The sequence below is a fragment of the Glycomyces niveus genome, assembly GCF_017592475.1.
GTDB classification, from domain to species: Bacteria; Actinomycetota; Actinomycetes; order Mycobacteriales; family Micromonosporaceae; genus Glycomyces; species Glycomyces niveus.
In genome coordinates this window covers 205,237-230,542 of record NZ_JAGFNP010000001.1, presented here as the reverse complement: position 1 = coordinate 230,542, position 25,306 = coordinate 205,237, and the positions used below count along the sequence as shown (strand labels likewise).

22 protein-coding genes are annotated in these 25,306 nt (G+C 70.9%); 12 read left to right on the top strand and 10 right to left on the bottom strand.

What is annotated here, in order from left to right; genetic code table 11:
• The first annotated feature begins 247 nt into the window (after positions 1 to 247).
• Positions 248 to 2,980, top strand: a complete 2,733-nt coding sequence (gene aceE, locus J5V16_RS01085; protein WP_208494110.1) for a pyruvate dehydrogenase (acetyl-transferring), homodimeric type — start codon at positions 248 to 250, stop codon at positions 2,978 to 2,980.
• 141 nt (positions 2,981 to 3,121) lie between these two features.
• On the opposite strand, the gene trxA is transcribed toward aceE, so the two are convergent.
• Positions 3,122 to 3,514 (bottom strand): thioredoxin, encoded by a 393-nt coding sequence (gene trxA, locus J5V16_RS01080; RefSeq protein ID WP_208494109.1) that lies wholly within the window; start codon positions 3,512 to 3,514, stop codon positions 3,122 to 3,124.
• Between the two features lie 116 nt (positions 3,515 to 3,630).
• Here trxA and J5V16_RS01075 point away from each other — a divergent pair, with 116 nt between their 5' ends.
• The 9 genes from J5V16_RS01075 (at position 3,631) to J5V16_RS01035 (ending at position 14,429) form a co-directional block, all read left to right on the top strand.
• Positions 3,631 to 4,800 carry a PucR family transcriptional regulator gene (locus J5V16_RS01075; protein WP_208494108.1) on the top strand — a complete coding sequence of 390 codons (1,170 nt, stop codon included), beginning with the start codon at positions 3,631 to 3,633 and terminating at the stop codon, positions 4,798 to 4,800.
• A 93-nt stretch (positions 4,801 to 4,893) separates the two neighbouring features.
• Positions 4,894 to 5,829: an ACP S-malonyltransferase gene (locus tag J5V16_RS01070; RefSeq protein ID WP_208494107.1), complete on the top strand. Its 936-nt coding sequence runs from the start codon at positions 4,894 to 4,896 to the stop codon at positions 5,827 to 5,829.
• On the top strand, positions 5,826 to 6,779 hold the full coding sequence (locus J5V16_RS01065; RefSeq protein WP_208494106.1) for a beta-ketoacyl-ACP synthase III: 954 nt from the start codon (positions 5,826 to 5,828) through the stop codon (positions 6,777 to 6,779). The genes J5V16_RS01070 and J5V16_RS01065 overlap by 4 nt, the downstream gene beginning before the upstream one ends.
• Positions 6,780 to 6,805: 26 nt before the next feature.
• Positions 6,806 to 7,042 (top strand): acyl carrier protein, encoded by a 237-nt coding sequence (locus J5V16_RS01060; RefSeq protein WP_363528385.1) that lies wholly within the window; start codon positions 6,806 to 6,808, stop codon positions 7,040 to 7,042.
• Entirely contained in the window at positions 7,039 to 8,262 is a 1,224-nt protein-coding gene (gene fabF / locus J5V16_RS01055; RefSeq protein ID WP_243900640.1) for a beta-ketoacyl-ACP synthase II, read from the top strand. The genes J5V16_RS01060 and fabF overlap by 4 nt, the downstream gene beginning before the upstream one ends.
• Before the next feature lie 226 nt (positions 8,263 to 8,488).
• On the top strand, positions 8,489 to 9,676 hold the full coding sequence (locus J5V16_RS01050) for a DUF418 domain-containing protein (RefSeq protein ID WP_208494103.1): 1,188 nt from the start codon (positions 8,489 to 8,491) through the stop codon (positions 9,674 to 9,676).
• Between the two features lie 157 nt (positions 9,677 to 9,833).
• Positions 9,834 to 11,030, top strand: coding sequence for a DUF418 domain-containing protein (locus tag J5V16_RS25285; protein ID WP_208494102.1), 1,197 nt, complete (start codon positions 9,834 to 9,836; stop codon positions 11,028 to 11,030).
• 82 nt (positions 11,031 to 11,112) lie between these two features.
• Positions 11,113 to 11,652, top strand: a complete 540-nt coding sequence (locus J5V16_RS01040) for a hypothetical protein (RefSeq protein WP_208494101.1) — start codon at positions 11,113 to 11,115, stop codon at positions 11,650 to 11,652.
• Positions 11,653 to 11,753: 101 nt separating this feature from the next.
• The gene (locus J5V16_RS01035; RefSeq protein ID WP_208494100.1) at positions 11,754 to 14,429 is read left to right on the top strand and encodes a Dyp-type peroxidase; all 2,676 of its coding nucleotides are present in this window, start codon (positions 11,754 to 11,756) and stop codon (positions 14,427 to 14,429) included.
• A 52-nt stretch (positions 14,430 to 14,481) separates the two neighbouring features.
• Here the strand turns inward: J5V16_RS01035 and J5V16_RS01030 are convergent, their stop codons facing one another.
• Positions 14,482 to 15,318, bottom strand: coding sequence for a phosphoribosylaminoimidazolesuccinocarboxamide synthase (locus tag J5V16_RS01030; RefSeq protein ID WP_208494099.1), 837 nt, complete (start codon positions 15,316 to 15,318; stop codon positions 14,482 to 14,484).
• 153 nt (positions 15,319 to 15,471) lie between these two features.
• Between J5V16_RS01030 and lipA the strand changes: the two genes are divergently transcribed.
• Both lipA and J5V16_RS01020 read left to right on the top strand, forming a co-directional pair.
• The gene (gene lipA, locus J5V16_RS01025; protein ID WP_243900637.1) at positions 15,472 to 16,380 is read left to right on the top strand and encodes a lipoyl synthase; all 909 of its coding nucleotides are present in this window, start codon (positions 15,472 to 15,474) and stop codon (positions 16,378 to 16,380) included.
• A gap of 30 nt (positions 16,381 to 16,410) precedes the next feature.
• Positions 16,411 to 17,106 carry a DUF4191 family protein gene (locus J5V16_RS01020; protein WP_208494097.1) on the top strand — a complete coding sequence of 232 codons (696 nt, stop codon included), beginning with the start codon at positions 16,411 to 16,413 and terminating at the stop codon, positions 17,104 to 17,106.
• 126 nt (positions 17,107 to 17,232) lie between these two features.
• On the opposite strand, the gene J5V16_RS01015 is transcribed toward J5V16_RS01020, so the two are convergent.
• The 8 genes from J5V16_RS01015 to J5V16_RS00980 all read right to left on the bottom strand — a co-directional run bounded on the left by J5V16_RS01015 (position 17,233) and on the right by J5V16_RS00980 (position 25,291).
• Entirely contained in the window at positions 17,233 to 17,643 is a 411-nt protein-coding gene (locus J5V16_RS01015; RefSeq protein WP_205323886.1) for a DUF3040 domain-containing protein, read from the bottom strand.
• 164 nt (positions 17,644 to 17,807) lie between these two features.
• Entirely contained in the window at positions 17,808 to 18,992 is a 1,185-nt protein-coding gene (gene dinB / locus J5V16_RS01010; RefSeq protein WP_255537178.1) for a DNA polymerase IV, read from the bottom strand.
• Between the two features lie 416 nt (positions 18,993 to 19,408).
• Positions 19,409 to 20,569 carry an alkaline phosphatase family protein gene (locus tag J5V16_RS01005; protein ID WP_208494095.1) on the bottom strand — a complete coding sequence of 387 codons (1,161 nt, stop codon included), beginning with the start codon at positions 20,567 to 20,569 and terminating at the stop codon, positions 19,409 to 19,411.
• Positions 20,570 to 20,652: 83 nt separating this feature from the next.
• Positions 20,653 to 21,315: a response regulator transcription factor gene (locus J5V16_RS01000; protein ID WP_307792827.1), complete on the bottom strand. Its 663-nt coding sequence runs from the start codon at positions 21,313 to 21,315 to the stop codon at positions 20,653 to 20,655.
• Positions 21,316 to 21,355: 40 nt separating this feature from the next.
• Positions 21,356 to 22,495, bottom strand: a complete 1,140-nt coding sequence (locus tag J5V16_RS25280; protein ID WP_208494093.1) for a sensor histidine kinase — start codon at positions 22,493 to 22,495, stop codon at positions 21,356 to 21,358.
• A gap of 92 nt (positions 22,496 to 22,587) precedes the next feature.
• The gene (locus J5V16_RS00990; protein ID WP_208494092.1) at positions 22,588 to 23,358 is read right to left on the bottom strand and encodes a methyltransferase domain-containing protein; all 771 of its coding nucleotides are present in this window, start codon (positions 23,356 to 23,358) and stop codon (positions 22,588 to 22,590) included.
• A 185-nt stretch (positions 23,359 to 23,543) separates the two neighbouring features.
• On the bottom strand, positions 23,544 to 24,308 hold the full coding sequence (locus J5V16_RS00985) for a WecB/TagA/CpsF family glycosyltransferase (protein WP_208494091.1): 765 nt from the start codon (positions 24,306 to 24,308) through the stop codon (positions 23,544 to 23,546).
• Positions 24,308 to 25,291: an NAD-dependent epimerase/dehydratase family protein gene (locus J5V16_RS00980; RefSeq protein WP_208494090.1), complete on the bottom strand. Its 984-nt coding sequence runs from the start codon at positions 25,289 to 25,291 to the stop codon at positions 24,308 to 24,310. Before J5V16_RS00980 ends, J5V16_RS00985 begins: the two co-directional genes overlap by 1 nt.
• Positions 25,292 to 25,306: the final 15 nt, after the last annotated feature.

The following is a 25,306-nucleotide window of genomic DNA, read 5'->3' as shown; positions in this document are numbered from 1 at the left end:
GCAAAGCCGCCGAAGGGGCTTCGTGCGGACACGTTCACATGCCCGTGATCCCGCTTGCCGAGACGGCTTTCACAGCGCCGCAGGTGAGCGCGTTTCACAGCTTCGGGGAGTGTGGGCGCGGTCGCATCAAGGCGGGTGGGTCGACGATGCTCGCGGTAGATTCAAGGGAGGATGGTAGAAAACGATGACACTCTGCTGCCTGAAGAGCAACCCTGCAAAGCCGCAGTCTTAGAACGAGGGATCGCCCGTGACCACGGAACAGAACCGGCCGCCCATCAGTGACGGATTGCCGACCCAAGGACCGGACACTGACCCTGGGGAGACCAGCGAGTGGCTGGAATCCCTGGACGGCCTCCTCGACGGCGGCGGGCGCACCCGTGCCCGCTACGTCATGCAGCGACTGCTCGAGCACGCCCGCAAGCGCCAGATCGGCGTACCGGCGTCCACGAGCACCGACTATGTGAACACCATTCCGGTGGAGGCCGAGCCGCACTACCCCGGCGACGAGGCCGTCGAGCACCGCATCCGCTCGTTCGTGCGCTGGAACGCGGCGATGACGGTCCACCGCGCGCAGCGACCCGGCATCGGCGTGGGCGGCCACATCTCGACGTACGCCTCCGCGGCGAACCTCTACGAGGTCGGCTACAACCACTTCTTCCGCGGCCGCGACCACGAGGGCGGCGGCGACCAGATCTTCTTCCAGGGCCACGCCTCCCCCGGCATGTACGCCCGCTCCTTTGTGGAAGGCCGGCTGACCGAGGACGACCTCGACGGCTTCCGCCAGGAGGTCTCGCGCCCCCAGGGCGGCCTGCCGTCCTACCCCCACCCGCGCCTCATGCCCGACTACTGGCAGTTCCCCACCGTGTCGATGGGCCTCGGCCCGATCAACGCGATCTACCAGGCGCTCTTCAACCGCTACATGGACGACCGCGGCCTCAAGGACACCAAGAAGCAGCAGGTCTGGGCCTTCCTCGGCGACGGCGAGATGGACGAGGTCGAGTCGCGCGGCGCGCTGCAGTTCGCGGCCGGAGCCGAGCTCGACAACCTCACCTTCGTCGTCAACTGCAATCTCCAGCGCCTCGACGGCCCGGTGCGCGGCAACGGCAAGATCGTGCAGGAGCTCGAGTCGTACTTCCGCGGCGCGGGCTGGAACGTCATCAAGGTCATGTGGGGCCGCGAGTGGGACCCGCTCCTGGCCGCCGACGCCGACGGCGCGCTGGTGAACCTCATGAACACCACCCCCGACGGCGACTTCCAGACCTTCAAGGCCGAGTCGGGCGCGTTCATCCGCGAGCACTTCTTCGGCCGCGACACCCGCACCAAGGCGCTCGCGCAGCCGCTGTCGGACGACGACATCTGGAACCTGCGCCGCGGCGGCCACGACGACCGCAAGATCTACGCCGCGTACAAGGCCGCGATGGACCACGAGGGCCAGCCGACGGTGATCCTCGCGCACACCGTCAAGGGCTACAAGCTGGGCTCGACCTTCGAGGGCCGCAACGCGACCCACCAGATGAAGAAGCTCTCGCTCGACGACCTCAAGGGCTTCCGCGACGCGCTCGAGATGCCCGTCACCGACGCGCAGCTCGAGGCCAACCCGTACCTGCCGCCGTACGTCAAGCCCGAGGCCGGCTCGGCCGAGGACGAGTACCTGAAGGCCCGCCGCGCCGCCCTCGGCGGGGCGATCCCCAAGCGCCGCAACACGGTCATCCCGCTGAGCCTGCCCGGCGAGGAGGCGTACAAGTCGACCAAGCGCGGTTCGGGCAAGCAGAAGGCCGCCACCACGATGGCGCTCGTTCGCCTGCTCAAGGACCTCATGCGGGACAAGGAGACCGGCAAGCGCTGGGTCCCGATCATCCCCGACGAGGCCCGCACGTTCGGCATGGACGCGATGTTCCCGACCGCGAAGATCTGGTCGACGCACGGCCAGCAGTACCTGTCGGTGGACCGCGACCTGTTCCTCTCCTACAAGGAGTCCGAGCAGGGCCAGCTGCTGCACGTGGGCATCAACGAGGCCGGTTCGATGGCCGCGTTCACCGCCGCGGGCACGGCGGGCGACACGCTCGGCGAGCCGATGATCCCGTTCTACATCTTCTACTCGATGTTCGGGTTCCAGCGGACCGCGGACGCGATCTGGGCCGCCACGGACCAGCTGGCGAACGGCTTCCTCATCGGCGCCACCGCCGGGCGGACCACGCTCAACGGCGAGGGCCTGCAGCACGAGGACGGCCACTCGCTGCTCCTGGCGCACACCAACCCGGCGGTCGTCTCGTACGACCCGGCGTACGGCTACGAGATCGGGCACATCGTCCAGGACGGCCTGCGCCGCATGTACGGCGAAGGCGAGCACGTCTTCTACTACATGACCGTGTACAACGAGCCGATCGTGCAGCCGGCCGAGCCCGAGAACGTGGACGTCGAGGGCATCCTCCGGGGCATCCACAAGGTCCAGACCGCCCAGGGCTCGGGCCCGCGAGTACAGCTGCTGACCTCGGGTTCGGGCATGTCCTGGGCCGTGAAGGCCGCGGAGCTGCTCGAAGCGGACTGGGGCGTGGCCGCCGACGTCTGGTCGGTCACCTCTTGGACCGAGCTGAGCCGCGACGGCGTCGAGGCCGACCGCCACAACCTCCGCCACCCGGAGGCCGAGAAGCGGATCCCGTACGTGACCTCGAAGCTCTCGGGCGCCGAGGGGCCGTTCATCGCCGTCAGCGACTACATGCGGGCCGTCCCGGACCTCATCAGCCGCTGGGTGCCGGGCGACTACACCTCGCTGGGCACGGACGGCTTCGGCCACTCCGACACCCGCGGGGCGCTGCGCCGCCACTTCAACGTCGACGCCGAGTCGATCACCGTGGCCGCCCTCCAGCAGCTCGCCGCCCGCGGCGAGGTCAAGCCGGAGCTGGCCGCCCAGGCCGCCGCGAAGTACCAGATCACCGACCCGACCGCCGCCGAAGCCGGCGAGGCGGGCGGGGACTCCTAAAGAGCGAACACAGGCGGGGCCGCGAGCGAATGCTCGCGGCCCCGCCTGTGTTCCAGCGGAACGGCAACGGGCGGAACGCATCAGCGTCCCGCCCGTTCGCGTCTGCCGCCCGCGGCCCGCCGCCGCGGGGCGTAGGTCTGCCTAGTGCGCGTGGCCCTCGTGGTCGTGGTCCTCGGCCTCTTCCTTCTCGATCTCGGCGCGCACGGCGTCCATGTCGAGCTCCTTGACCTTGCCGATGATCTCCTCGAGCGCGGCCGGCGGGAGCGCGCCGGGCTGGCTGTAGAGGAGGATGCCGTCGCGGAAGGCCATGAGCGTGGGGATCGACTGGATCCCGGCCTCGCCCGAGAGCTCCGGCTGGTCCTCGGTGTCGATCTTGCCGAAGACGACGTCGGGGTGCTTCTCGCTCGACGCCTCGAAGGTGGGCGCGAACATCTTGCACGGGCCGCACCAGTCCGCCCACCAGTCCACCAGCACGATGCCGTTGCCCGTGACGGTCTCCTCGAAGTTGTCCTTGGTCAGCTCAACCGTGGCCATAGGGCCGCCTCTCTGTCGTCGGTTCTTCGTGCTCTTCCGCGCAACAGTAGTGGCGGCCGAGCTATTCCGACAGACGGCCATGCGCGGCGCTCGCCACGTCTGGCAGGCTATAGGGCATGGATCTGGCCACGACCATTCAGAACATCGAACGCTCCTCGTCGGCGCTGACGACCCAGTCGCTCACCCGGATGGACGAACGCCTCCCCTGGTTCCGCGACCTCCCCGCCGAGCAGCGCTCCATGGTCACCCTGGTGGCGCAGGCGGGCGTGCGGCAGTTCCTCGAATGGCTGCGCAACGGCGGCGAAGACCTCGGCACCTCCGACATGGTCTTCGAGGCCGCCCCCGTCGAGCTCGCCCGCGCGATCAGCCTCCAGCACACCGTCGCCCTCATCCAGGTCGTCATCGACGTGGTCGAGGAGCAGGTGCCCCAGCTCGCCGCCGAAGGCGAGACCGACCAGCTGCGCGAATCGGTGCTGCGCTTCAGCCGCGAGATCGCGTTCGCCTCCGCGCGCGTGTACGCCCGCGCCGCCGAGACCCGCGGCGCCTGGGACGCGCGCCTGCAGGCGATGCTCGTCGACGCGCTCCTGCGCGGCGACAACTCCGACGAGCTCATCTCCCGCGCCGCCGCCCTCGGCTGGTCCGAGACGCAGACCATCACGGTCGTCTGCGGCGCCACACCCGGCGGCGAGGCCACCCTCGTGCTCCACTCCGTCCAGCGCGCCGCCAGGCGGCTCGGGCTCGACATCCTCGCGGGCGTCCACGGCGCCCGCCTCGTGCTCCTCCTCGGCGGCGTCAAAGAGCCCGTCGAGATCGTCGAGAAGCTCACCGGGCAGTTCGGTGACGGCCCGGTCGTGGTGGGCCCCACCGTGAGCGGCCTCGCCGACGCCTCCACGTCCGCGCTCGCAGCCGTCGCCGGCCACCGGGCCGCACCGGCCTGGCCCGACGCGCCCCGGCCCGTCACGGCCACGCAGCTCCTGCCGGAGCGGGCCATCGCGGGCGACGAGGAGGCCCGTCGGGCCCTGCGCGAGAGCGTCTACCTGACGCTGCGCCGCGCGGGCGGCGAGCTGCTGGAGACCATGGACGCGTTCATCGCCTCCGGCGGCGTCCTCGAGGGCACCGCCCGCGAGCTGTACGTCCACCCCAACACCGTCCGGTACCGCCTGCGCCGCATCCAGGAGGTGACCGGTTTCTCCCCCACCGAACCGCATGAGGCGTTCGTCCTCCGTGTGGGGTTGACCATAGGGCGCCTGGAGAACGCTTCGGGCACCCGGCGTTCTCGCAGTTGACAACGAGTGTTGTAGATTCCCTACAAGAACCGAACGGGCTTTCAGTCCTCCGACTGCTCCCGTATCTCCTGTTGTCGATGCGAAAGTCTTAGTGTGCTTGCCATTCTCGCCCCCGGGCAGGGCTCGCAGAAGCCCGGGTTCCTGACGCCGTGGATCGAATACGACCCCGCCGCCGAGGCCCGCCTGCGCGCCTGGTCCGACCTCATCCAGCTCGACCTCGTGCACCTCGGCACGGCCGCCGACCAGGCCGAGATCACCGACACCGCGAACACCCAGCCGCTCCTCGTGGCCGCCGGGCTCCTCGCCGCCGAGTACCTGCCGGTATCGGCCGCGAGCGTCGTCGCCGGCCACTCCGTCGGCGAACTCACCGCGCTCGCCCTCGCGGGGGTCCTCTCCCCCGAGGCCGCCGTGCAGCTCGCCGCCGTCCGCGGCCGCGAGATGGCCGCCGCGTGCGCGATCGAGCCGACGACCATGGCCGCCGTCCTCGGCGGCGTCGAAGCGGACGTCCTCGCCGCGATCGAGAACGCCGGCGCCTGGCCCGCCAACCGCAACGGCGCCGGCCAGATCGTCGCCGCCGGACCGGTCGCCGCCATCGAGAAGCTCACCGGCAACCCGCCTGAGAAGGCCCGCGTCATCGCGCTCAAGGTCGCCGGCGCCTTCCACACCCCGCACATGGCCCCCGCGCAGGAGGCGCTCGAGGCCGCGGCCGCCGAGATCGAGGTCGCCGACCCGGTCCGCACGCTGCTGTCGAACCGCGACGGCAAGCCCGTGGCCTCCGGCCGCCAGGCCCTCGACCAGCTCGTGGCCCAGGTCACGTCGCCGGTCCGGTGGGACGCCTGCATGAGTACGCTTGAAGACATGGGCGTCACGGCGGTCGTGGAGCTGCCGCCTGCAGGTACGCTCACCGGCCTCGCCAAGCGGGCGCTCAAGGGCGTGGAGCGCGTCAACGTGAACACGCCCGACGAGCTTCACCTCGCCGCCGAACACGGCGCGCAGGCCGAATCCGACTCGAACGAAGGAGCCGAGTGAGCGTCAACGGATCGCGCGTCGTCAGCGTCGGGCACTACCAGCCGGAGAAGATCCTCACCAACGCCGACCTCGCCGAGATGGTCGACACGAACGACGAGTGGATCGTCTCGCGTGTCGGCATCAAGGAGCGCCGCATCGCCGCCGAGGGCCAGAAGGTCGCGGACCTCGCGATCGAGGCCGCCCGGAACGCGATGGCAAACGGCGGCTTCACCGCCGAGGACATCGACATGGTCATCGTCGCCACCGTCTCGGCGAAGGACCTGTGCCCCAACACCGCCTGCCGCGTCTCCGACGCCCTCGGCATCGGCGCCCCGGCGGCCATCGACATCAACACCGCGTGCTCGGGCTTCGAGTACGCGCTGGCCCAGGCCGACATGGCCATCCGGGTCGGCAGCACCAAGCGCGCCATCGTGATCGGCGCCGAGTGCCTCAGCGCGGTCACCGACTGGGAGGACCGCTCCTCGTGCGTCCTCTTCGGCGACGGCGCCGGCGCGGTCATCGTCGAGGGCACCGACGACCCGGAGCAGGCGATCAGCCCGGTCCTGTGGGGCTCGGAGCCGTCGATGAGCGACGTCATCCGCATCGAGGAGGACGTGCCGTACATCAAGCAGGCCGGCCAGACCGTGTTCCGGTGGGCCACCACCCAGCTCGCGCCGCTCATCGAGCAGGTCGCCGAGCGGGCGGGCCTGAAGGTCAACGAGCTCGCGGCCTTCGTGCCGCACCAGGCGAACCTGCGGATCATCCAGGGCATCGCCAAGCGCCTCGACTTCAGCGACGACTGCGTCATCGCCGAGGACATCGTCTACTCCGGCAACACGTCCGCGGCATCGGTGCCGCTGGCGCTGTCGAAGTTGGTTCAAAGTGGCAAGGTGGCCTCCGGCGCCCCGATCCTCCTGTTCGGATTCGGCGGCGGACTCACCTACGCCGGGCAAGTCATCCGCTGCCCGTAATTATCGAGAGGAAATAACTCATGGCTCTGTCTCGTGACGAGATCCGCGAAGGCCTGTCCGACATTCTCGAAGAGGTCGCGGGCGTCAACCCCGACGATGTCGCCGACGGCAAGTCCTTCACCGACGACCTGGACGTCGACTCGCTCGCCATGGTCGAGGTCGTCGTGGCCGCCGAAGAGAAGTTCGGCGTGAAGATCCCCGACGACGAGGTCGCCAACCTGAAGACCGTCGGCGACGCCGTCTCCTTCATCGAAAAGGGCTGAATGTGACTGAGGTAGTCGTCACCGGGCTCGGCGCGACCACCCCGCTCGGCGGGGACGTGGCGTCGACCTGGGAAGCACTCGTGGCCGGTCGGTCGGGCGTCCACCTGCTCGAGCACGAATGGGCGCAGGAACTTCCCTGCCGCATCGCCGCCGAGCTGGCGGTGGAGCCGTCCGAGGTCCTGCCCCGGGTCCGGCTGCGCCGTCTCGACCGCTCCGAGCAGATCGCGCTCGTCGCGGCTCAGCAGGCGTGGGATGACGCGGGGCTGAACGACGACCTCGAGAAGGAACGCCTGGGCGTCGTCTTCGGTTCCGGCATCGGCGGGGCGCTGACGCTCCTCGCCCAGGACGACATCCTGGAGGAGAGCGGCGCCCGCAAGGTCTCCCCGTTCACCGTGCCTATGCTCATGCCCAACGGCCCCGCGGCCGTGGTCGGCCTCGAGTACCACGCCCGCGCCGGCGTGCACGCCCCCACCAGCGCGTGCGCCACCTCGGCCGAGGCGATCTCCTGGGCCGCCGACATGATCCGCGTCGGCCGCGCCGACGTGGTCATCGCCGGCGGCGCCGAGGCGGTCATCGGCGGCCTGCCGATGGCCGGGTTCTCCTCGATGAAGGCGATGTCGACCCGCAACGACGACCCGACGCACGCCTCCCGGCCCTGGGACCGCGACCGCGACGGGTTCGTCATGGGCGAGGGCGGCGGCGCCCTGATCCTGGAGCGCCGCGACCACGCCGAGGCGCGCGGGGCGAAGATCTACGCGGTCGTGGCGGGCTCCGGCCTGACCTCCGACGGCTTCGACATGGTCCAGCCCGACCCGGAGTGCCGGGGCGGCGGCCGGGCGATGGCGGCGGCGATCAAGCAGGCCGGCATCGACCCGAAGGAGATCGGCCACGTCAACGCGCACGCCACCTCGACCCCGGTCGGTGACATGGCCGAGGTCAAGGGCGTCAAGCGCGAGGTCGGCGACCACCCGGTGCTGACCGGCACCAAGTCCATGACCGGGCACCTGCTCGGCGGGGCCGGCGCGGTCGAGTCGATCGCGACGATCCTGGCGATCGTCGAAGGGGTCATCCCTCCGACCATCAACCTGGAGAACCCGGACCCGGCCCTGGACCTGGACGTGGCGGCGAACGAGGCCCGCAAGGTCGAGCTGAACGCGGCGCTCAACACGGCCTTCGGCTTCGGCGGCCACAACGCGGCGCTTTTGTTCACGAAGGCCTAAGCGGCACAAGAACATTGAAAGGCCCCATCGCTCAATGCGATGGGGCCTTTCGTCTGCCTGCGGCCCGTAGTACCGGGGTACCACGTGCGCGTCGGTGCTCCTTCTCGAGAACGAGCCGAGTCCGTCCCGCGGACGGGTGTGCCGTGCGGCGCCCGGCACTAGCGTGGAGCACGCCCGGTCGTCAGTGGACGGCCGGGACCACGAACCCGCAGAGGAGCCCCTTGCCATGACCGCAGCCCCCGTCGTGAGCGCCGGCCCGCCGGCGCCGATCGCCAAGGCCGAGCGGTCGCTCGCGCCCGACATCGCGCGGGGCGGGATGCTGCTGTTCATCGCGCTCGCGAACGTCCCGAACCACCTGTGGGGCATGGGCGTCGACGAGTACGGGCGCAACACCGGCCAGTCCGCGGCCGACCATGTCGCGCTGTTCATGGAGCAGCTGGTCGTCGCCGAGCGGTCCCGGCCGATGTTCGCGATCCTGTACGGCTTCGGGATCGCGGTCATGGCCTCGCGCATGTTCGCGCGCGGCATGGAGCCCAAGGAGGTCCGCAAGGTCCTGCGCCGCCGCTCGTGGTGGCTCCTCGCGTTCGGCTTCCTGCACGCCACGTTCCTGTTCGCGGGCGACATCCTCGCCCCGTACGGAGCCGCGGGGCTGGTCGCCCTGTTCTTCGTCAACCTCTCGGACAAGTCGCTCAGGCGCTGGCTGTGGGGCAGCTCGATCTACCTGGTGCTCGTCGGCCTCCCGCTCCTGGCCGTGCTCTTCAGCGAGAGCGGCCCGCCGGCCGAGTCCACCCGGCCGCCCTATGTGGAGCAGATGATCGGAGGCGCGTCCACTTCCGCCCTCCTCAGCTTCGTGAGCGTCCTGGTCGCCCTCTTCATCCCGCTCATCATCGCAGGGCTCATGCTCCACCGGGCGGGCTGGATCGACCGCCCCGAAGCGCACCTCCCGGCACTCAAGAAGGTCTTCATCACCGGCATGGCCGTGAACGTCCTCAGCTCGCTTCCCTTGGCGCTCACCGCACTCGGCGCCTGGGAGCCGCCGACGCTGCTCTTCATCGCGGCCATGTACCTGACGATCGCGGGCGGCATGTACGCCGGACTCGGCTACATCTGCGGCTTCGCGCTCCTCGCCCACAAGCTGCGCGGCTTCGGCCGCCGCGGCATCCCCGGCGCGCTCGCGGCGGTCGGCGAACGGTCGCTCACCAGCTATCTCCTGCAGTCGATCATCATGGCCCCGCTCCTCACCGCGTGGGGCCTCGGCCTGGGCGAGGACATGGGCTACCTCGCCGCGTTCAGCGTGGCGTTCGGGACCTGGCTGATCACGGTGCTCGTCGCGGTCGCGCTCGACAAAGCCGGGAAACGCGGCCCGTTCGAGGTGCTGCTGCGCCGCCTCACCTACGGCCGCCGACGGTCCTGATCCACCCTGGGTACGACGGGGGTCCTTCCGGGGCATGAGGCGGTTCGGTACCGCAGGCTGCAGTGTTCGACGGGGGTTGGCACTACCGTGAAATCACGCCTTTTCCCTTACGCTGTAAACGGAAACCCGCACCCGCACGACCCCGAAGGAGCCCGTCGTGTCCACAACGACCCCTGTCGCGGCCACCAGCCCGCCCGGCCCGCCCGCTTCCATCACCAAAGCCGAGCGCTCACTCGCACCCGACATCGCGCGCGGCTTCATGCTCCTGTTCATCGCGCTCGCGAACGTCCCCGTCCACTTGTGGGGCATGGAGCACGACCGGTACAACCACAACACCGGCCAGTCCGCGGCCGACCACATCGCCTACTTCATCGAGCAGCTGCTCATCGCCGAACGCTCCCGCCCGATGTTCGCCGTCCTGTACGGCTTCGGCATCGCCATCATGGCCTCGCGCATGTTCGCCCGGGGCATCGAGGCCAAGGGCGCCCGCAAGATCCTGCGCCGCCGCTCGTGGTGGCTCCTCGCGTTCGGCTTCCTCCACTCGGTGTTCCTCTTCTACGGCGACATCCTCGCCCCGTACGGCGCGATGGGCCTCATCGCCCTGTTCTTCGTCAGCCTCTCCGACAAGTCGCTCAAGCGGTGGCTGTGGGGCTCGATCGCGTACGTCGTCCTCATCGGCAACGCGATCATGGCGTACTTCTTCACCTCGACCACGCCGCCCGGGATGGACCTCCCGCCGTACCTCAGCCAGATGGTGACCGGCGCGTTCGCCTCGCCCGCGGGCGTCCTCGGCATCGTGCTCACCGGTTCGTTCTTCCCGCTGATCATCGCAGGCATGATGCTCCACCGCGCGGGCTGGATCGAGCACCCGGGAGACCACCTGCCGCAGCTGAAGCAGGTCTTCATCACCGGCATGGTCGTGAACGTGGCCAGCTCGCTTCCCGTGGCGCTCATCGGACTCGGCGCCTGGGAGCCCTCGACCGGCGTGTGGATCGGCTCGGTCTACCTGACCCTCCTGGGCGGCCTCTACGCCGGGATCGGCTACATCTGCGGCTTCGCGCTCCTCGCCCACAAGCTGCGCGGCTTCGGCCGCCGGGGCGTCCCGGGGGCGCTGGCGGCGGTCGGCGAGCGGTCGCTCACCTGCTACCTGCTGCAGTCGTTCATCATGGCGCCGCTGCTCACCGCCTGGGGCTTCGGCCTCGGCGAGGACCTCGGCTACCTGGGCGCGTTCGGCGTCGCGTTCGGGACCTGGCTGATCACGGTGTTCGTCGCGGTCGCGCTCGACAAGGCCGGCAAGCGCGGCCCCTTCGAGGTGCTGCTGCGCCGCCTCACCTACGGCCCCAAGCGGGCCTGAGGACCGCGATTCCCGACACCCCCGCGTCGCATTGCCGACGCGGGGGTTCCGCGCGTTTCGGGCGGCGTGCCACAATACGCGAGTGCTAGTGAGGCAGACGCCGTTCCGACTGCTGCGGGCCGCCGTGTTCGCAGCGGTCTCGGCGTCCGCTTCGCTCCTGCTGCACCTGTGGAGCGGCGGCCTCGCGCCCGGCCCGCTCCAGTTCGCCGCCGCCCTCGCGCTGCTCTTCGCGGCCGCGTACGCGATCGGCGGCCGCCAGCGCGGGTTCCTCGTCCTCACGCCGCTGTGCCTCGCCGCGCAGTTGGGGCTGCACGAGTGCTTCGAGCTCGGTGCCACCGCCACGGCGGGCCACGCGCACGGCGCGGGCCTGAGCATGTGGCTGGTGCACCTCGCGGCCGCACTCGCGCAGGCGTCGTGGCTGGCGCGCGGCGACGCCGCGTTCGCGAAGCTGCTGGACGCGCTCACGCTGTTCTTCGCGCGGGCGGTCCGGGTGCTCGGCGCCGGGCTCCTCGTGGCGATCCGGCCGCGCCGGTTCGCGCTGCGGACGCAGACGCCCCGTCCGGTCCCGGCGGTGCGCACCGCCATATCGCATCGCGGTCCACCGCCGTTCGCTTTCTCCTGAGTCCTTTTGTCCCCCAGCGCTTGAGGCGCTGACTCCTGCCCTCGATCAGGCGTGCCCCCGTGTGCGGCCGCCTGCTCCCAGGGCTGCTCAGAAAGCGAACCATGTCGAATACTGCAAGGATTCCGGCTGCCCTCAGGCGGCCGCTGCTCCGGCTGCACTTCCACGCCGGGATACTCATCGCCCCGTTCCTGCTGGTCTCGGCTTTGACCGGGCTGGCCTACGCGCTCTCCTACCCGCTTGAGGACGCGCTCTACGCCGACCTGCGGACCGTCGACCCCGGCAGCGGGCGGTTGGGCCTCGCCGCCCAGGTCGAGGCCGTCACCGCCGCACACCCGGACTGGACCGTGACGGCGGTGCGGCCCGCGGCCGAGGACGACGCCTCGACCGCGGTGCTCGTCGACGACGGCGTGACCCGCGAGTCGGGCGCGGTCGCGGTCGTCTACGTCGACCCGTACACCGGCGACGTGCTCGGCGAGTCGACCTCGTACGGGTCCTCGCAGGCCGGGCCGGTGCGCGAGTGGATCTCGACCCTGCACCGCAACCTGCACCTGGGCGAGCCGGGCCGCCTCTACAGCGAGCTCGTGGCGAGCTGGCTGTGGGTGGTGGCCCTGGGCGGGCTCGTGCTGTGGCTGGCCCGCCAGCGCCGCCACGGAGGCCTCCTCTTCCCGAAGCCGGCCGGCGCGGGCCGGTCGCGGACGCTCGCGTGGCACGGCCCTGTGGGCCTGTGGCTGGTCGCGGCCCTGCTGTTCCTGTCGGTCACCGGCCTGACCTGGTCGCGGTACGCGGGCGAGCGCATCGCGGACCTGCGCGAGACCCTGAATTGGACGACGCCGTCCGTCTCCGTCGAGGCCGCGGGCGACCACGGCGGCCACGGCGAGCACGACCACTCGGGTGCGACGGGCGCGTCGCCGTTCGCGGTGGCGCTCCTCGACAGCGTCTACGCGACCGCGCGCGACGCGGACATGAACGGTCCCTTGCAGATCACACTGCCCACCGGGGCCGGCACCCAGTACCTGGTGGCCGAGACGCACCGGGCGCTGCCGCTCGAGCAGGACCAGATGGTCGTCGACACCGCGTCGGGCGCTCCGGAGGTGGCCGAGGAGCTGCGGTTCGCGGACTGGCCGTTCATGGCGCAGGTGACGAACGTGCTCATCGCCGCGCACATGGGCCTGCTGTTCGGTCTGGCGAACCAGCTGCTGCTGGCGGCGGTGATGGTCGCGCTCGCGTGCATGATCGTGTGGGGCTACCGGATGTGGTGGCAGCGCCGCCCCAAGGACGGGCTCGTGGGCCGGCCGTATCCGCGCGGGTCGCTGCGGCGCCTGCCGTGGCCGCTCGTCGCGGGGATCGTCGCCGTCGCCGCGGGCGCGGGCTGGCTGTTCCCGCTCTTCGGCGTCTCCCTGGCGGCGTTCGTCGCGATCGACATCGCGATCGGCCTGTGGCAGCGGTTCAGGAAGCCGCCCAAGGAAAACGGCGAGGGCGAGGCCATGCTCTCCCGTCGCGCGGCGCTCGCCGGCGCCACGATCTCCGCGGCCGTCGGCGCGGGCGTGGGCATGGCGATCGCGTCGTCGCGGCCCGACGACGGCGAGGCCGCCGCGGACGCCACGAGCGTGGAGCCGTTCTTCGGGGAGCGGCAGGCCGGGATCGAGACGCCCGCGCAGGCGCACGCGCTGTTCGCGTCGTTCACCCTGTCCGACACCGATCTGGCGTCCGGCGCGGCGCTCGACGCGTCCGCGGTGGCCGCGAATCTGCAAGCGCTGCTGCAGGACTGGTCGGCGGTGGCCGCGGCGCTGGCCGCGGGCGAGGCGCCGCCGAAGGCGAGGATCGACGGCGACGACCAGTTCGACGCGGAGGCGGTGGCGGCGGGCCTGGACCCGGCGCGCCTGACGGTGACGTTCGGGCTCGGCCCGGGCGCGTTCGCGAAGACCGGGCTGGGGCGGGTGCAGCCGTCGAAGCTGGTGGAGCTGCCCGAGTTCGACGGCGACAGGCTCAACCCGGCCTGGTCGGGCGGCGACCTGCTCGTGCAGGTCTGCGGTGACGATCAGCAGGTGGTGAGCGGCGCGTTCCTGGAGCTGCGGAAGCGCGCGGTCGGCTTCGCGACGCTCGGCTGGGTGCAGCAGGGGTTCTCATCGCGTCCGGCGGGGGGCGGGACGCCGCGGAACCTCATGGGGTTCAAGGACGGCAGCGCGAACCCCGCGGCCGGGTCGGAGGCGTTCGACTCGCGGGTGTGGGCGGTCGACGCGGAGCCGGCGTGGTTCGAGGGCGGCACGTACCTGGTGTTCCGCAAGATCCGGATGCGCCTGCCCGACTGGTCGATGCTCTCGCGGGAGGACCAGAACCTGACGTTCGGGCGCGAGCGCGACTCGGGGGTGCCGCTGAGCGGCGGCGGCGAGTTCGACCACCCGGACTTCACGGCGCTCGACGCGTCGGGGCTGCCCGCGGTCCCGGCGGACTCGCACATCGCGGTCGTGCACGACGCGCCGATGGTGCGGCGCGGCTACAACTACGACTACGGGTTCCTCACCCAGGGCGACGTGAGCTCCGACGCGGCCGCGGACGGCCACCTCGACGGGCACATGCACGCCGAGCACCCGTACGACGCGGGGCTGCTGTTCGTGTCGTTCCAGGCCGATCCGCAGGCGTTCATCGACGCGCAGGAGAAGATGGCGGCCTCGGACCGGTTGAGCGAGTTCATCACCGCCGAGGGCAGCGGGGTGTTCGTGCTCCCTCCGGGCGCGCCCGAGGGCGGTTACGTCGGCCAGGGGCTGTTCGAGTCCTGAGGAAGATGGTGGCGGTGCGGGCCGTCCGCGAGGGCGGCCCGCACGATGCCGTTCAGGACCAGGTGCGGCCGGTGAGGAGCTCGTAGGCCTCGATGTATCGGGCGAGGGTGGCCTCGGCGACGTCCTGCGGGATCTCGGGGGCTTCGGCGTCGTCGGGCCGCCAGCCGGTGGACCTGGCCCAGTCGCGCACGAACTGCTTGTCGAACGAGGGCTGGGTCTGGCCGGGCTTCCACGCGGCGGCGTCCCAGAAGCGGGAGGAGTCGGAGGTGAGGGCCTCGTCGGCGAGGCGGAGGGTGCCCTCGGCGTCGATCCCGAACTCGAACTTGGTGTCGGCGATGATGATGCCCTTGTCGAGGGCGATCTCGGCGCCGCGGCGGTAGAGCGCGAACGTCAGTTCGCGGATGCGGGCGGCGAGGTCGGGGCCGAGCTTCGCCTCGGTGTCCTCGTACGTCATGGGGAGGTCGTGGTCCCCGACGTCGGCCTTGGTCGTCGGGGTGTAGATCGGCTCGGGCAGGCGCGAGCCGTCGACGAGGCCCTCGGGCAGCTCGAGCCCGCACACGGTGCCGCTCTTCTCGTACTCGGCGAGGCCGGAGCCGGTGAGGTAGCCGCGCACGACCGCTTCGACCTTGACGATCTCGAGGCGCTTGACGCGCACGGCGCGACCGGCGAACTCGGCGGGCACGTCCTCGGCGGAGATCACGTGGTTGGGCACGATGTCGGCGAGCTGCTCGAACCACCACAGGCTCAACGCGGTCAGGAGCGCGCCCTTGCCGGGGATCGGGGTCGGCAGGACCACGTCGTAGACGCTGACGCGGTCGGAGGCGACGAGGATCAGGTCGCCGCGGTCGGCGTAGACGTCGCGGACCTTGCCCTGGTGAATGAGTTCCACTGCTGCTCCCCTGTTCGACTGGTCCCATTAGACCAGCGGGAACGTCATCCTACGTTTCATCGACGCGGCCGCTGTGCGGAGCGACACCTGCCGTCCGGCGTCTGCGCGGCGTAGGCTGGGCCGGTGACTTCCGTACAGCCTGAAGGACGCCGGATGCTGCGCCTCGAAGTGCGCAACGCCCAGACCCCGATCGAGAAGAAACCCTCCTGGATCAAGGTCAAGGCCAAGACCGGCCCGGAATACACCGAACTGCGGGGCCTCGTCAAGAGCGAGGGGCTGCACACGGTCTGCCAAGAAGCCGGTTGTCCCAACATCTACGAGTGCTGGGAGGACCGGGAGGCGACGTTCCTCATCGGCGGCTCCCAGTGCACGCGCCGCTGCGACTTCTGCCAGATCGACACCGGCAAGCCCGACGCGCTCGACCGCGACGAGCCCCGCCGCGTCGCCGAGTCCGTGCAGACCATGGGTCTGAAGTACGCCACGATCACCGGCGTCGCCCGCGACGACCTCGACGACGGCGGCGCCTGGCTCTACGCCGAGACCGTCCGCCAGATCCACGCGGCCGTCCCCGGCTGCGGCGTCGAACTGCTCATCCCCGACTTCAACGCGGTCCCCGAGCAGCTCGCCGAGGTCTTCGCCTCCCGCCCCGAGGTGCTCGCGCACAACGTCGAGACCGTGCCGCGCATCTTCAAGCGCATCCGGCCCGCGTTCCGCTACGAGCGGTCCCTCGAGGTCATCACCAAGGCCCGCGAGGCCGGCCTGGTCACCAAGTCGAACCTCATCCTCGGCATGGGCGAGACCCGCGAGGAGGTCTCCCAGGCCCTCCGGGACCTGCACGCCGCCGGGTGCGAGCTCATCACCATCACCCAGTACCTGCGCCCGACCAAGCGCCACCACCCGGTGGACCGCTGGGTCAAGCCCGAGGAGTTCGTCGAGCTCACCGCCGAGGCCGAGGAGATCGGCTTCGCGGGCGTCATGAGCGGCCCGCTCGTGCGCTCCTCGTACCGCGCCGGCCGCCTGTACCGACAGGCGATCGAAGCACGCGCCGCAGCCCCCGCATAGAGTCCCGAACCGCCAACTAGAATTGACGTCATGGCAAAGCAGCAGGAAAAAGAGACGTTCGGGTCGCGCCTGAAGACCATCGGGATGGCGATCAAGTTCACCCACCAGCGGGACAAGCTGTTCCTGCCGCTGGAGGCCGCCGCGATCCTGCTGCCGTTCGCGATCATCACCGCTTTGGTCGTGTTCGCGAAGTTCTCGCTCATCTGGTTCGTGAGCGCCCTGTTCGTCGCGCTTCTCGCCGGCCTGATCGTGCTCAACATGCGCACGAGCAAGGTCGTGAACAAGGAGGCCGTGGGCAAGCCGGGCGCGGCGTACGCGCTCATCGACGGCATCCGCGGCTGGCAGGTCACCCCCGGCGTCGCGGCCCTGTCCGAGACCCAGATGGTGCACCGCGCGGTCGGCAAGGCCGGCGTGGTCCTCCTCGGCGAGGGCGGCGGCAAGGTCCGCAAGCTCCTCGGCCAGGAGAAGAAGCGCATCTCCCGCGTGGTCGGCTCGACCCCGGTCTACACGTTCCTCGTCGGCGAGACCGCGAGCGACGACTTCTCCGTGACCGAGGTCCGCAAGCGGCTCATGAAGCTGCCCAAGAACATCGACTCCAAGGACGCCAACCACATCGCCAAGCGCCTCGACGCGCTCGGCATCGGCATGGCCATTCCGAAGGGCCCGATCCCGACCAGCGCCAACGCCGGCAAGGGCGCCCGCCGCGCCGCCCTGCGCGGCCGCTAGAACGTAAGCGCCGCAACACACCTGCGCACGAAAAGGCCCGGCGGGGGAATCCCCGCCGGGCCTTTCGCTGTCCCTGCCCCGCCGCCGGTCGTGCCGCGGCGAAGCGATGTCTCAGATGACCAATGCCTAGAAGATGTCGCCGTTGTCGCGGCGGCGCCGCCAGCGCTCTTCCATGCGGGAGGTGAAACCGCCGGGTTTGGGGGGCTTCGAGCCGCCGACGGGCCGACTGGCCTTGCCGTCGACCGCCTTCAGCTTCACATTGGTGCCGCGGCGCTGGGCCCACAGGCCGAGGATCAGACCGCCGAACATGAGCACCGCGCCGATCGGGGCGCCGAACATGGCGACATCGCCCCCGGCGATCACAGAGCCGATGACGACGCCGATCCCGATGACCGTGACGATGCCGGCCAGGATCAGCCTGCGCCGGGTCACGTGCGCCGGATCGTGGGCGCGCACAGCAGAGGCGAACTGCGGGTCTTCGGACAAGGACTGCTCGATTTGCTCGAACAGACGTTGTTCGTGGTCGGAGAGCGGCACGACACTCCTCCTGCGCTAGTGCTCGACGGAGCCGCCGCGGCGACTCCACTGCTTGCGTCCAAGTCTACGAGGCTTTCGCCCGAGGCGGAAGGCAGTTCGTGCTTGAATCAGTGCGTTCTGGCCCCCATGCGCGCGCTGACGGAGCCGGCCCGCGGCCGAGGCCCTCACCGCCTCGGGTTCCCCGAATCCGGGGTGTCTACACGCGAGTCCCGGCGCGCCAGACGGCCCGCCGAACGCACCGCGCCCTTCCCGAACTTCGCGCTCGCCTGATCGATCACCGTCTCGATGTCGCGCCACCCGTGCTCGGGCTCGCCGAGCGCCACCTGCCGCCCCACCGCGGCCGCCTCGACCAGGTGATCGAGCTTCACGCCGATGAGCCGCACCGGCGCCGTCGCGGCCGCGTCCGCCAGTTCCCTTGCGGCGGCGTAGATCTCACGGCCCACATCGGTCGGCGCGGGCAGCATCCTCGAACGCGTGATCGTCTTGAAGTCCCCGAAGCGGATCTTCACCGTCACCCCGCGGCCCGCCCAGCCCGCCGCGCGCGCCCGCGACGCGACCTTCCGCGACAGCTCCAGCAGGACCGGCCCCCACACCGCGCCGTCCGGGGCGTCGCGGTCGAACGTCGTCTCGTTGCTGATCGACTTCTCGACCCGGTCGGGCCGCACCGGCCGCGGGTCGATGTTCCGCGACAGCGCGTACAGGTGCTCGGCGCTCGCGGTGCCGACGGACGCGGCGAGGCTGTCGACGTCGAGCCGGGCCAGGTCGCCGACCGTGCGCATCCCCAGGCGCGTGAGCTTCTCGGCGGTCTTCTCCCCGATCCCCCATACCGACCGGATCGGCAGGCGGTGCAGGAACTCGAGTTCCGTGGCCGCGGGGACGACGCCGAGTCCGTCGGGCTTCGACGCCTCCGACGCGAGCTTCGACAGGAACTTCGTCGAGGCGATCCCGACGGTGCAGGTGATGCCGTGCTCGGCCCGCACCCGCTCGCGGATCGCCCGCGCGATCTGGACGGGCGAGCCGATGAGCCGCCTCGCCCCGGACACGTCCAGGAACGCCTCGTCGACAGAGATCGGCTGGACGTGCGGCGTGAACTCCCGGAAGATCGCCATGACCGCGCGCGAGACCTCCCCGTACGAGGTGGTCGGGGTGATGAACACGCCGTGCGGGCAGCGGCGCCGGGCGATCGCGGTCGGCAGGGCCGAATGCACGCCGTACTCGCGGGCCTCGTACGAGGCGGCGGAGACGACCCCGCGCGGCCCGAGCCCGGCGACGATCACGGGCTTCCCGCGCAGCGAAGGGTCGCGCGCGATCTCCACGGACGCGAAGAACGCGTCCATGTCGACGTGCATGATCCCGAGACCGTCATCGGACAGCCCGGGACCGATGAACCGATGAAGATCGCTGGCCACCCCCGAAGCCTAACCACCAGGTCCGACAACCCCGACACCACCACCCATGACCTGCACAGACACATGAATGCCAGACCCATATGGGAGTGTGGTCCTTTTCGGTTGGTCGGCAGGCGGATGCGGGTGGGAAGGGGCACGCCCTACGCGCCCGCGCGAAGCGCGCCGCGCCGCGGCCCGAAGCGCCCCCGCGCCGCGGCCCGAACCGCGCGCGCCGCCGCGCACCCGTGGCCATCACACGCCGCCTCAGCCCCCGCGCCGCGCAGCACACGCGTCGCGTCCAGCCGCCCTCGTGAAGCGCCCCGCGGCGCACGGCCCACCCCCGCCGCCCGAGCGGCATCCGCGCCCCGGCCCTCGGCTCAGCCGGTGCGGTAGCTCCACAGCGGGACCGCCATCTCCGCGGCCGTCAGGCCGCCGTGGTGGCCGATGAGCCGTGCGACGTGCGGCGGCTCGCCCTCGACGCCCACGATCGCGAACGTGTCCCGGCACGCCACCACCAGGTCACCGATGCGCTCGCGGCTCCTCTCGGTGACCTTCGGCCCGAACCAGCCGCGGTCGACCGCCTCGTCGCGCCCGATCACCTCGGCCCGGCCCGCGACCGCGTCGGTCCACGCCTGCCGCACGTCCTCGACCGCGCCCGGCGCCGTGTACAGGTACCGCATCCGCCCGTCGCCCGCGACCGCCTCGACCCCGTACCGGAGGTCGGGCCGCCGGTCGAGGTGCAGCCGGTCGGTGATGTTGACCATCCCGTGGTCGGCGGTCACCATCAGCGCCGCGTCCCGCGGCAGCCCGGTGAGCATCCCGTCGATCGCCTCCGCGACCTTCGCGACCGCCTCGAGCCACTGCGGCGACCCGATCCCGTGAAAGTGGCCGGCCGTGTCGACGTCGGGCAGGTACGCGTACACGAGGCTCCGGTCCCCCCGCGCCAGCGCCGCCAAGGTCCCCTCGGCGACCTCGTGCGGGGCGATCGCGGGCAGCCAGTCGGCCCCGCGGTAGATCGCTCGGGTCAGGCCCGTGTCGCGGAACGTCCCGTTCGAGACGACCGTGCACGCCACGCCGTCCGCGTCGGCCTGCTCGAAGCAGGTCGGCTCGGGCTGCCACGTCTCGGGGTCGGGCGCGCCGTCCCACCGGATGTGGGTGACGAGGTCGCCGGTGTCGGGCACGCGCACGGTGAACCCGATGATGCCGTGCTCGCCGGGCGGGAGCCCGCAGGCGAGGGACGCGAGGCTGATCGGGGTGGAGGACGGCACCGTGGCGGTGATCGGGGTGAGGGTGCCGAGTTCGCCGTGGTGCATGGCGCCGATGGTGGCGCTGGCCTGGGCGGCCTGGCCGAGCAGGTGGTAGCCGAAGCCGTCCAGGAGGAGGACGGCGATGCGGCGGACGCCGTCGAGCTCGGCCCCGCGGAGGTTGAGGCCGCGGGTGGGGATGCCAAGGGCCGCAAGCGCGGTGGGCATGACGTCGGCGAGTGTGCCGGTGCCGTAGGCGGGTCGCATCGCCGTGAGGTGCGGGCTCGAAGGCATGGCCCGAGGCTAGCCGGTTTCGTGTCGGTTCGGCCACACCATGTGCGAAAGGAGCGTGGTTTCCGGGTCGCGGCTGGGGTCGTTCAGGCGTCGGGGATGTCGAGGCCGGACCGGTAGGCGAGGGCGACGAGTCCGGCGCGGTCGCGGGCGGCGAGTTTCGCCAGGAGCTTGCCGACGTGGGTGCGGACGGTGGCGGGGCTGATGAACAGGCGGGCGCCGATCTCGTCGTTGGGGAGGCCGGTGGCGACCCAGCGCAGGATCTCGAGTTCGCGTTCGGTGAGGGCGGCGAGGCCGGGGTGGGGCCGGGTGGCGCCGGTGCCGCGCTCGGCGTAGGCGTTGATGACCTTGCGGGTGACGTCGGGGCTGAGCAGGGAGTCGCCGGCGGCGGCGAGGCGCACGGCCCGCAGCAGGTCGTCCGGGGGCGCGTCCTTCATGATGAAGCCGGCGGCGCCGCTGGAGAGGGCGTCGAAGATGTAGTCGTCGACTTCGAAGGTCGTGATCATGACGACGCGGGTGGCGGCGAGGTGGGCGTCGCGGCTGACGCGCCGGAGCACTTCGAGGCCGTCGAGGCCGGGCATGCGCACGTCGAGGAGGGCCACGTCGGGCCGGAGGCGCGAGACGAGCTCCCAGGCTTCTTGGCCGTTCTCGGCTTCGGCGGCGACGTGGATGTCGTCCTCGCCGTTGAAGAGGTTGCGCAGGGCCATGCGGATGAGGCTCTGGTCGTCGGCGATCACGAGTTCGATCACGCGCGGTCCTTCATGCGTTGTCATTTATGGGCATTCTGGTTCATGCTGTCGTGTAAGGCATATCGGCTTTGACGGCGAAGCCGCCGCCGCGCCCGGGCGCGGCGCTGAAGTGGCCGCCGCTGGTGAGGACCCGTTCCATCATGCCGGTGAGGCCCTGGCCGACCCGGTCGAGGTCGATCGGCCCGCCGCGCCCGTCGTCCTCGACGAGGATGCGGATCTCCGTTGCTCCGCAGTCGATCCGGACCGCCGCCCGGCTCGCTTCGGCGTGGCGGATGACGTTCGTCAGCGATTCCTGGACCACCCGGTAGGCGGTGGCGGCGAGGTTCGCGGGCACGAGCGCGGGGTCCCCGCCGACCTCGTACGCGACGTCGAGCCCGCCGGTCCGCACCGACTCGACCAGGGACGGTATGTCGGCGATGGCGCCGGTCGGGCGCAGGTCGGGGTGGCGGCCCTGGCGCAGCGGCGCGAGGGTGGCGCGGAGGTCCTGGAGCGCGCGGGTGGAGGCGTCCCGGATCGCCTGGAGGTTCTCGAGCACCTCGGGCGGGGCGCTTTGGCCGCGTTTCTCCAGCATGTGCAGGGCGACGCCGGCGTTCATGCTGACGACCGCAAGGCTGTGGCCGACCACGTCGTGGATCTCGCGGGCCATCTCGACGCGCTCGTCGGCCCGGTACCGCTCGCGCTCGGCCTCGCGCTCGCGCGCCCGGGCGTGCCGGGCCTCGCGGACGATGCGGCCGCCCGCGGCGGCGATGCCGAGCCACACGGAGGTGATGCTCGCGTTGACCCACAGGTCGGGGATGTCGCCGAGGACGAACGTCTGGAACGCGGTGTTGACCGCGAAGAGCGCGCCGATGACGGTCAAAACGGTCTTGAGCGGCCTCGCGAACGCGTAGAAGAACACCGCGACCGCCGGCAGCATGTAGATCGGGCCTTCCGGCAGGCCGAGGTACAGGTACACGTACAGGCTCGTGATCGACCCGGCGAGGGCGACCTCGGGCCAGTGGCGGCGGACCGCCAGGAACGCGGCGGTGACCGCGATGAGGGTGAACGCGAGCGGCCCGGGGTCGTGGTCGACGGCCGCGCCGACCGTCGTGCCGCTCGCGAGGACGCCGAGCAGGGCGGCGAGGCCGATGTCGAAGGCCAGGGCCGGGAGTCGGCGCCGGGCGGCGGATGGCGTGGTCACGGCTCCAGGCTACGGCCGGTAGGCGCGTGCGCCTTCGGTGCGAGGACGTAACCGCGTCTACGCGCCTCGGCGTAGACGCGGCCGTTCCCCGGTCAGCGCATGGGTTTGCGGGCGAGCAGGTGGATGTGGGTGGCCATGTCCCGGAAGGGGACTCGCGAGGCGGTGGCGAGTTCGAACTCGCGCAGGCCCTCGCCGGGGCCGGTCTCGACCCTCGCGAGCGGGGCCGGGACGAGGTCGCCGACGACGCCGACGCCGTGGACCTGCTCGGTGACGAGGCCGGAGCCGCCGACGAGCGCGGTGAGCGTCGCGGTCTCGAAGCGGCGCTTGATGGTGTCGCGGCCCGCGGTGACGCCGTCGACGTGGGTGAGGAGGTCGAGCGCGGTGTCGAAGTGCCCGGAGAGGGCTTTGCTGAGGACGGCGGCGATGCGGTTGGCGACGAGGATGCTGACGGCGCCGCCGGGCGCGCAGACGCGGCCGAGGGCGTCGAGGGCGGAGTCGGGGTAGTCGACCATCTCCAGGACCGAGTGGCAGAGCACGAGGTCGGCGGAGCCGGGCTCGGCCACGTCGGGTAGTTCGTCGGCGTCGGCCTGGACGGCGCGGACGCGGTCGGTGACGCCCGCGTCGGTGGCGCGCTGGCGCAGGGAGGCGAGCGCGTTGGCGCTCGGTTCGACGACGGTGACGTCGTGGCCGAGTTCGGCGAGGGGGACGGCGAATCCGCCGGAGCCGCCGCCGACGTCGAGGATCCGGAGGGTCGCTCCGGTCCCGGCGGCGAATCGCTCGATCTCGGCCGACAGGACCGACCACACGACGGCCATGCGGGGGTGGTGCCCGGTGTGCGTGATCTCTTTGGGAATGTCGACCATGGGCCACAGCCTAGCGCCGTTCACCCCTGCGGGTGAGGAGGGCGGCGGAGTGCGGAAACGTGAACGGAGGGTCTGCATAAACCGGACTTTGATGGGCCGGCCCCCCGGTCTCAACCCTGACACGGGGGTGCGACACCGAAAAGCCGCCCGGTCCCGAGGACGGGACCGGGCGGCGGATGCGAGTGTCAGTCGCGCAGGAAGGGCGGGCGTTTGCGGATCTCCCGCAGGTACGCCGGGTTGTTCTTGAAGTACCGGCGCCAGAGGCGCTTGGGCTCTTTGGTGAGCCGGTAGAACCATTCGAGGCCGTTGCGCTGCATCCACGGCGGGGCCTGCGGGACGAGTCCGGCGTGGAAGTCGAATGCGGCGCCGACGCCGAACATGGCGGGGGCGTTGAGGCGGTCGCGGTGTGCGGCCATCCACCGCTCCTGCTTGGGCGTCGAGAGCCCCACCCACACCAGTTGGGCGCCGGAGTCGTTGATGCGCTTGACTACGCCAGCGTCCTCCTCCTCCGTGAGGGGACGGAACGGCGGCGAGTACATGCCGGCGAACTTGACGCCCGGGATGCGCTCGGCGAGCTTCTCGGCGAGGAGTTCGGGCACGCCGTCCTTACCGCCGTAGAGGAACGAGGTCCAGCCGCGTTCGGCGGCGCGGGCGAGCACGTTGAGCATCAGGTCGGGCCCGTAGACCCGGTCCATCCAGTCGGCGCCGGCCTTGTGCCCGGCCCACACCATCGGCATGCCGTCAGGCGTGGTGAGCCCAGAGGCGTTGTGGATGGCCAGGAGCTCGGGGTCCCGCTGGGACTCCATGACCCCGTGCACGCCGGTGACGCACACGTAGTGGCGTTCGCCGGTCTCGACCCAGCGGGTCACCTCGGCCAGCGCCATGTCCTGGTTGACGGTGGAGACGCCGACGCCGAGGACGTCGACGCGGCGCAGCTGCGGGTCGGACATTAGAAGCTGTACTTAGCCTTGACCTGGTCGTAGACCCACTCGTAGGTCTTCGTCATGCCTTCGCGGAGGCTGATCGAGGGCTCCCAGCCGTAGTACTTCTGGATGAGCGTGTTGTCCGAGTTGCGGCCGCGCACGCCCAGGGGGCCGTCGATGTGCTTGAGCTCGATCTCGATGCCGGCGATGTCGGCGACCAGGTAGTACAGGTTGTTGATGGTGGTCAGCTCGGAGGAGCCGAGGTTGAGGGGCTCGGTGACGTCGCCGCGGGTGAACATCTTGGTGCCGTGGACGCAGTCGTCGATGTAGGTGAAGGAGCGGGTCTGCTCGCCGTCGCCCCAGATCTCGACGGTCTTCTCGCCCTTGAGGGCGGCGAGGGCGATCTTGCGGCAGGTGGCGGCGGGGGCCTTCTCGCGGCCGCCGTCCCAGGTGCCTTCGGGGCCGTAGATGTTGTGGTAGCGGGCGATGCGCGTCTCGAGCCCGAAGTCCTCGCGGAAGTGGCGGCACATGCGCTCGGAGAACAGCTTCTCCCAGCCGTAGCCGTCTTCGGCGTCGGCGGGGTAGGCGTCTTCTTCCTTCAAGGGCGCGATGTTCGCCTCGGTCTGCTTGTAGCCGGCGTAGACGCAGGCGGAGGAGGAGTAGAAGAAGCGGCCGACCTCGGCGTCCTTGGCGGCCATGAGCATGTGGGTGGAGGGGAGGACCGAGAGCATGCAGAGGGCTTTGTTGTTCTCGATGAAGCCCATGCCGCCCATGTTGCAGGCGAGGTTGTAGACCTCGGCGGCGCCGTCGCCGACGGCTTCGCGGCAGGCGTCGAGGTCGGCGAGGTCGCGCTGCAGGTTCTCGGTGTCGCCGTGGACCTGGTACCACTCGTCGAGGGGCTTGACGTCGACGGCGCGAACGGTCTTGCCTTCGGCGAGGAGGCTCGCCACCAGGTGCCCGCCGATGAACCCACCGGCTCCCGCCACTACCGCGTCCACGCTTGCCGCCATCGTCACTCCTCAAGG

Excerpts from the sequence above, each read along its gene's own strand:
- J5V16_RS01005 (WP_208494095.1), bottom strand. The coding sequence starts at position 20,569 with ATGCCTTCGAGCCCGCACCTCACGGCGATGCGACCCGCCTACGGCACC.
- lipA (WP_243900637.1), top strand. The coding sequence starts at position 15,472 with ATGCTGCGCCTCGAAGTGCGCAACGCCCAGACCCCGATCGAGAAGAAA.
- J5V16_RS01075 (WP_208494108.1), top strand. The coding sequence starts at position 3,631 with ATGGATCTGGCCACGACCATTCAGAACATCGAACGCTCCTCGTCGGCG.
- J5V16_RS01035 (WP_208494100.1), top strand. The coding sequence starts at position 11,754 with ATGTCGAATACTGCAAGGATTCCGGCTGCCCTCAGGCGGCCGCTGCTC.
- J5V16_RS00980 (WP_208494090.1), bottom strand. The coding sequence starts at position 25,291 with ATGGCGGCAAGCGTGGACGCGGTAGTGGCGGGAGCCGGTGGGTTCATC.
- J5V16_RS01050 (WP_208494103.1), top strand. The coding sequence starts at position 8,489 with ATGACCGCAGCCCCCGTCGTGAGCGCCGGCCCGCCGGCGCCGATCGCC.
- dinB (WP_255537178.1), bottom strand. The coding sequence starts at position 18,992 with ATGCACGTCGACATGGACGCGTTCTTCGCGTCCGTGGAGATCGCGCGC.
- J5V16_RS00990 (WP_208494092.1), bottom strand. The coding sequence starts at position 23,358 with ATGGTCGACATTCCCAAAGAGATCACGCACACCGGGCACCACCCCCGC.
- trxA (WP_208494109.1), bottom strand. The coding sequence starts at position 3,514 with ATGGCCACGGTTGAGCTGACCAAGGACAACTTCGAGGAGACCGTCACG.
- J5V16_RS00985 (WP_208494091.1), bottom strand. The coding sequence starts at position 24,308 with ATGTCCGACCCGCAGCTGCGCCGCGTCGACGTCCTCGGCGTCGGCGTC.
- J5V16_RS01020 (WP_208494097.1), top strand. The coding sequence starts at position 16,411 with ATGGCAAAGCAGCAGGAAAAAGAGACGTTCGGGTCGCGCCTGAAGACC.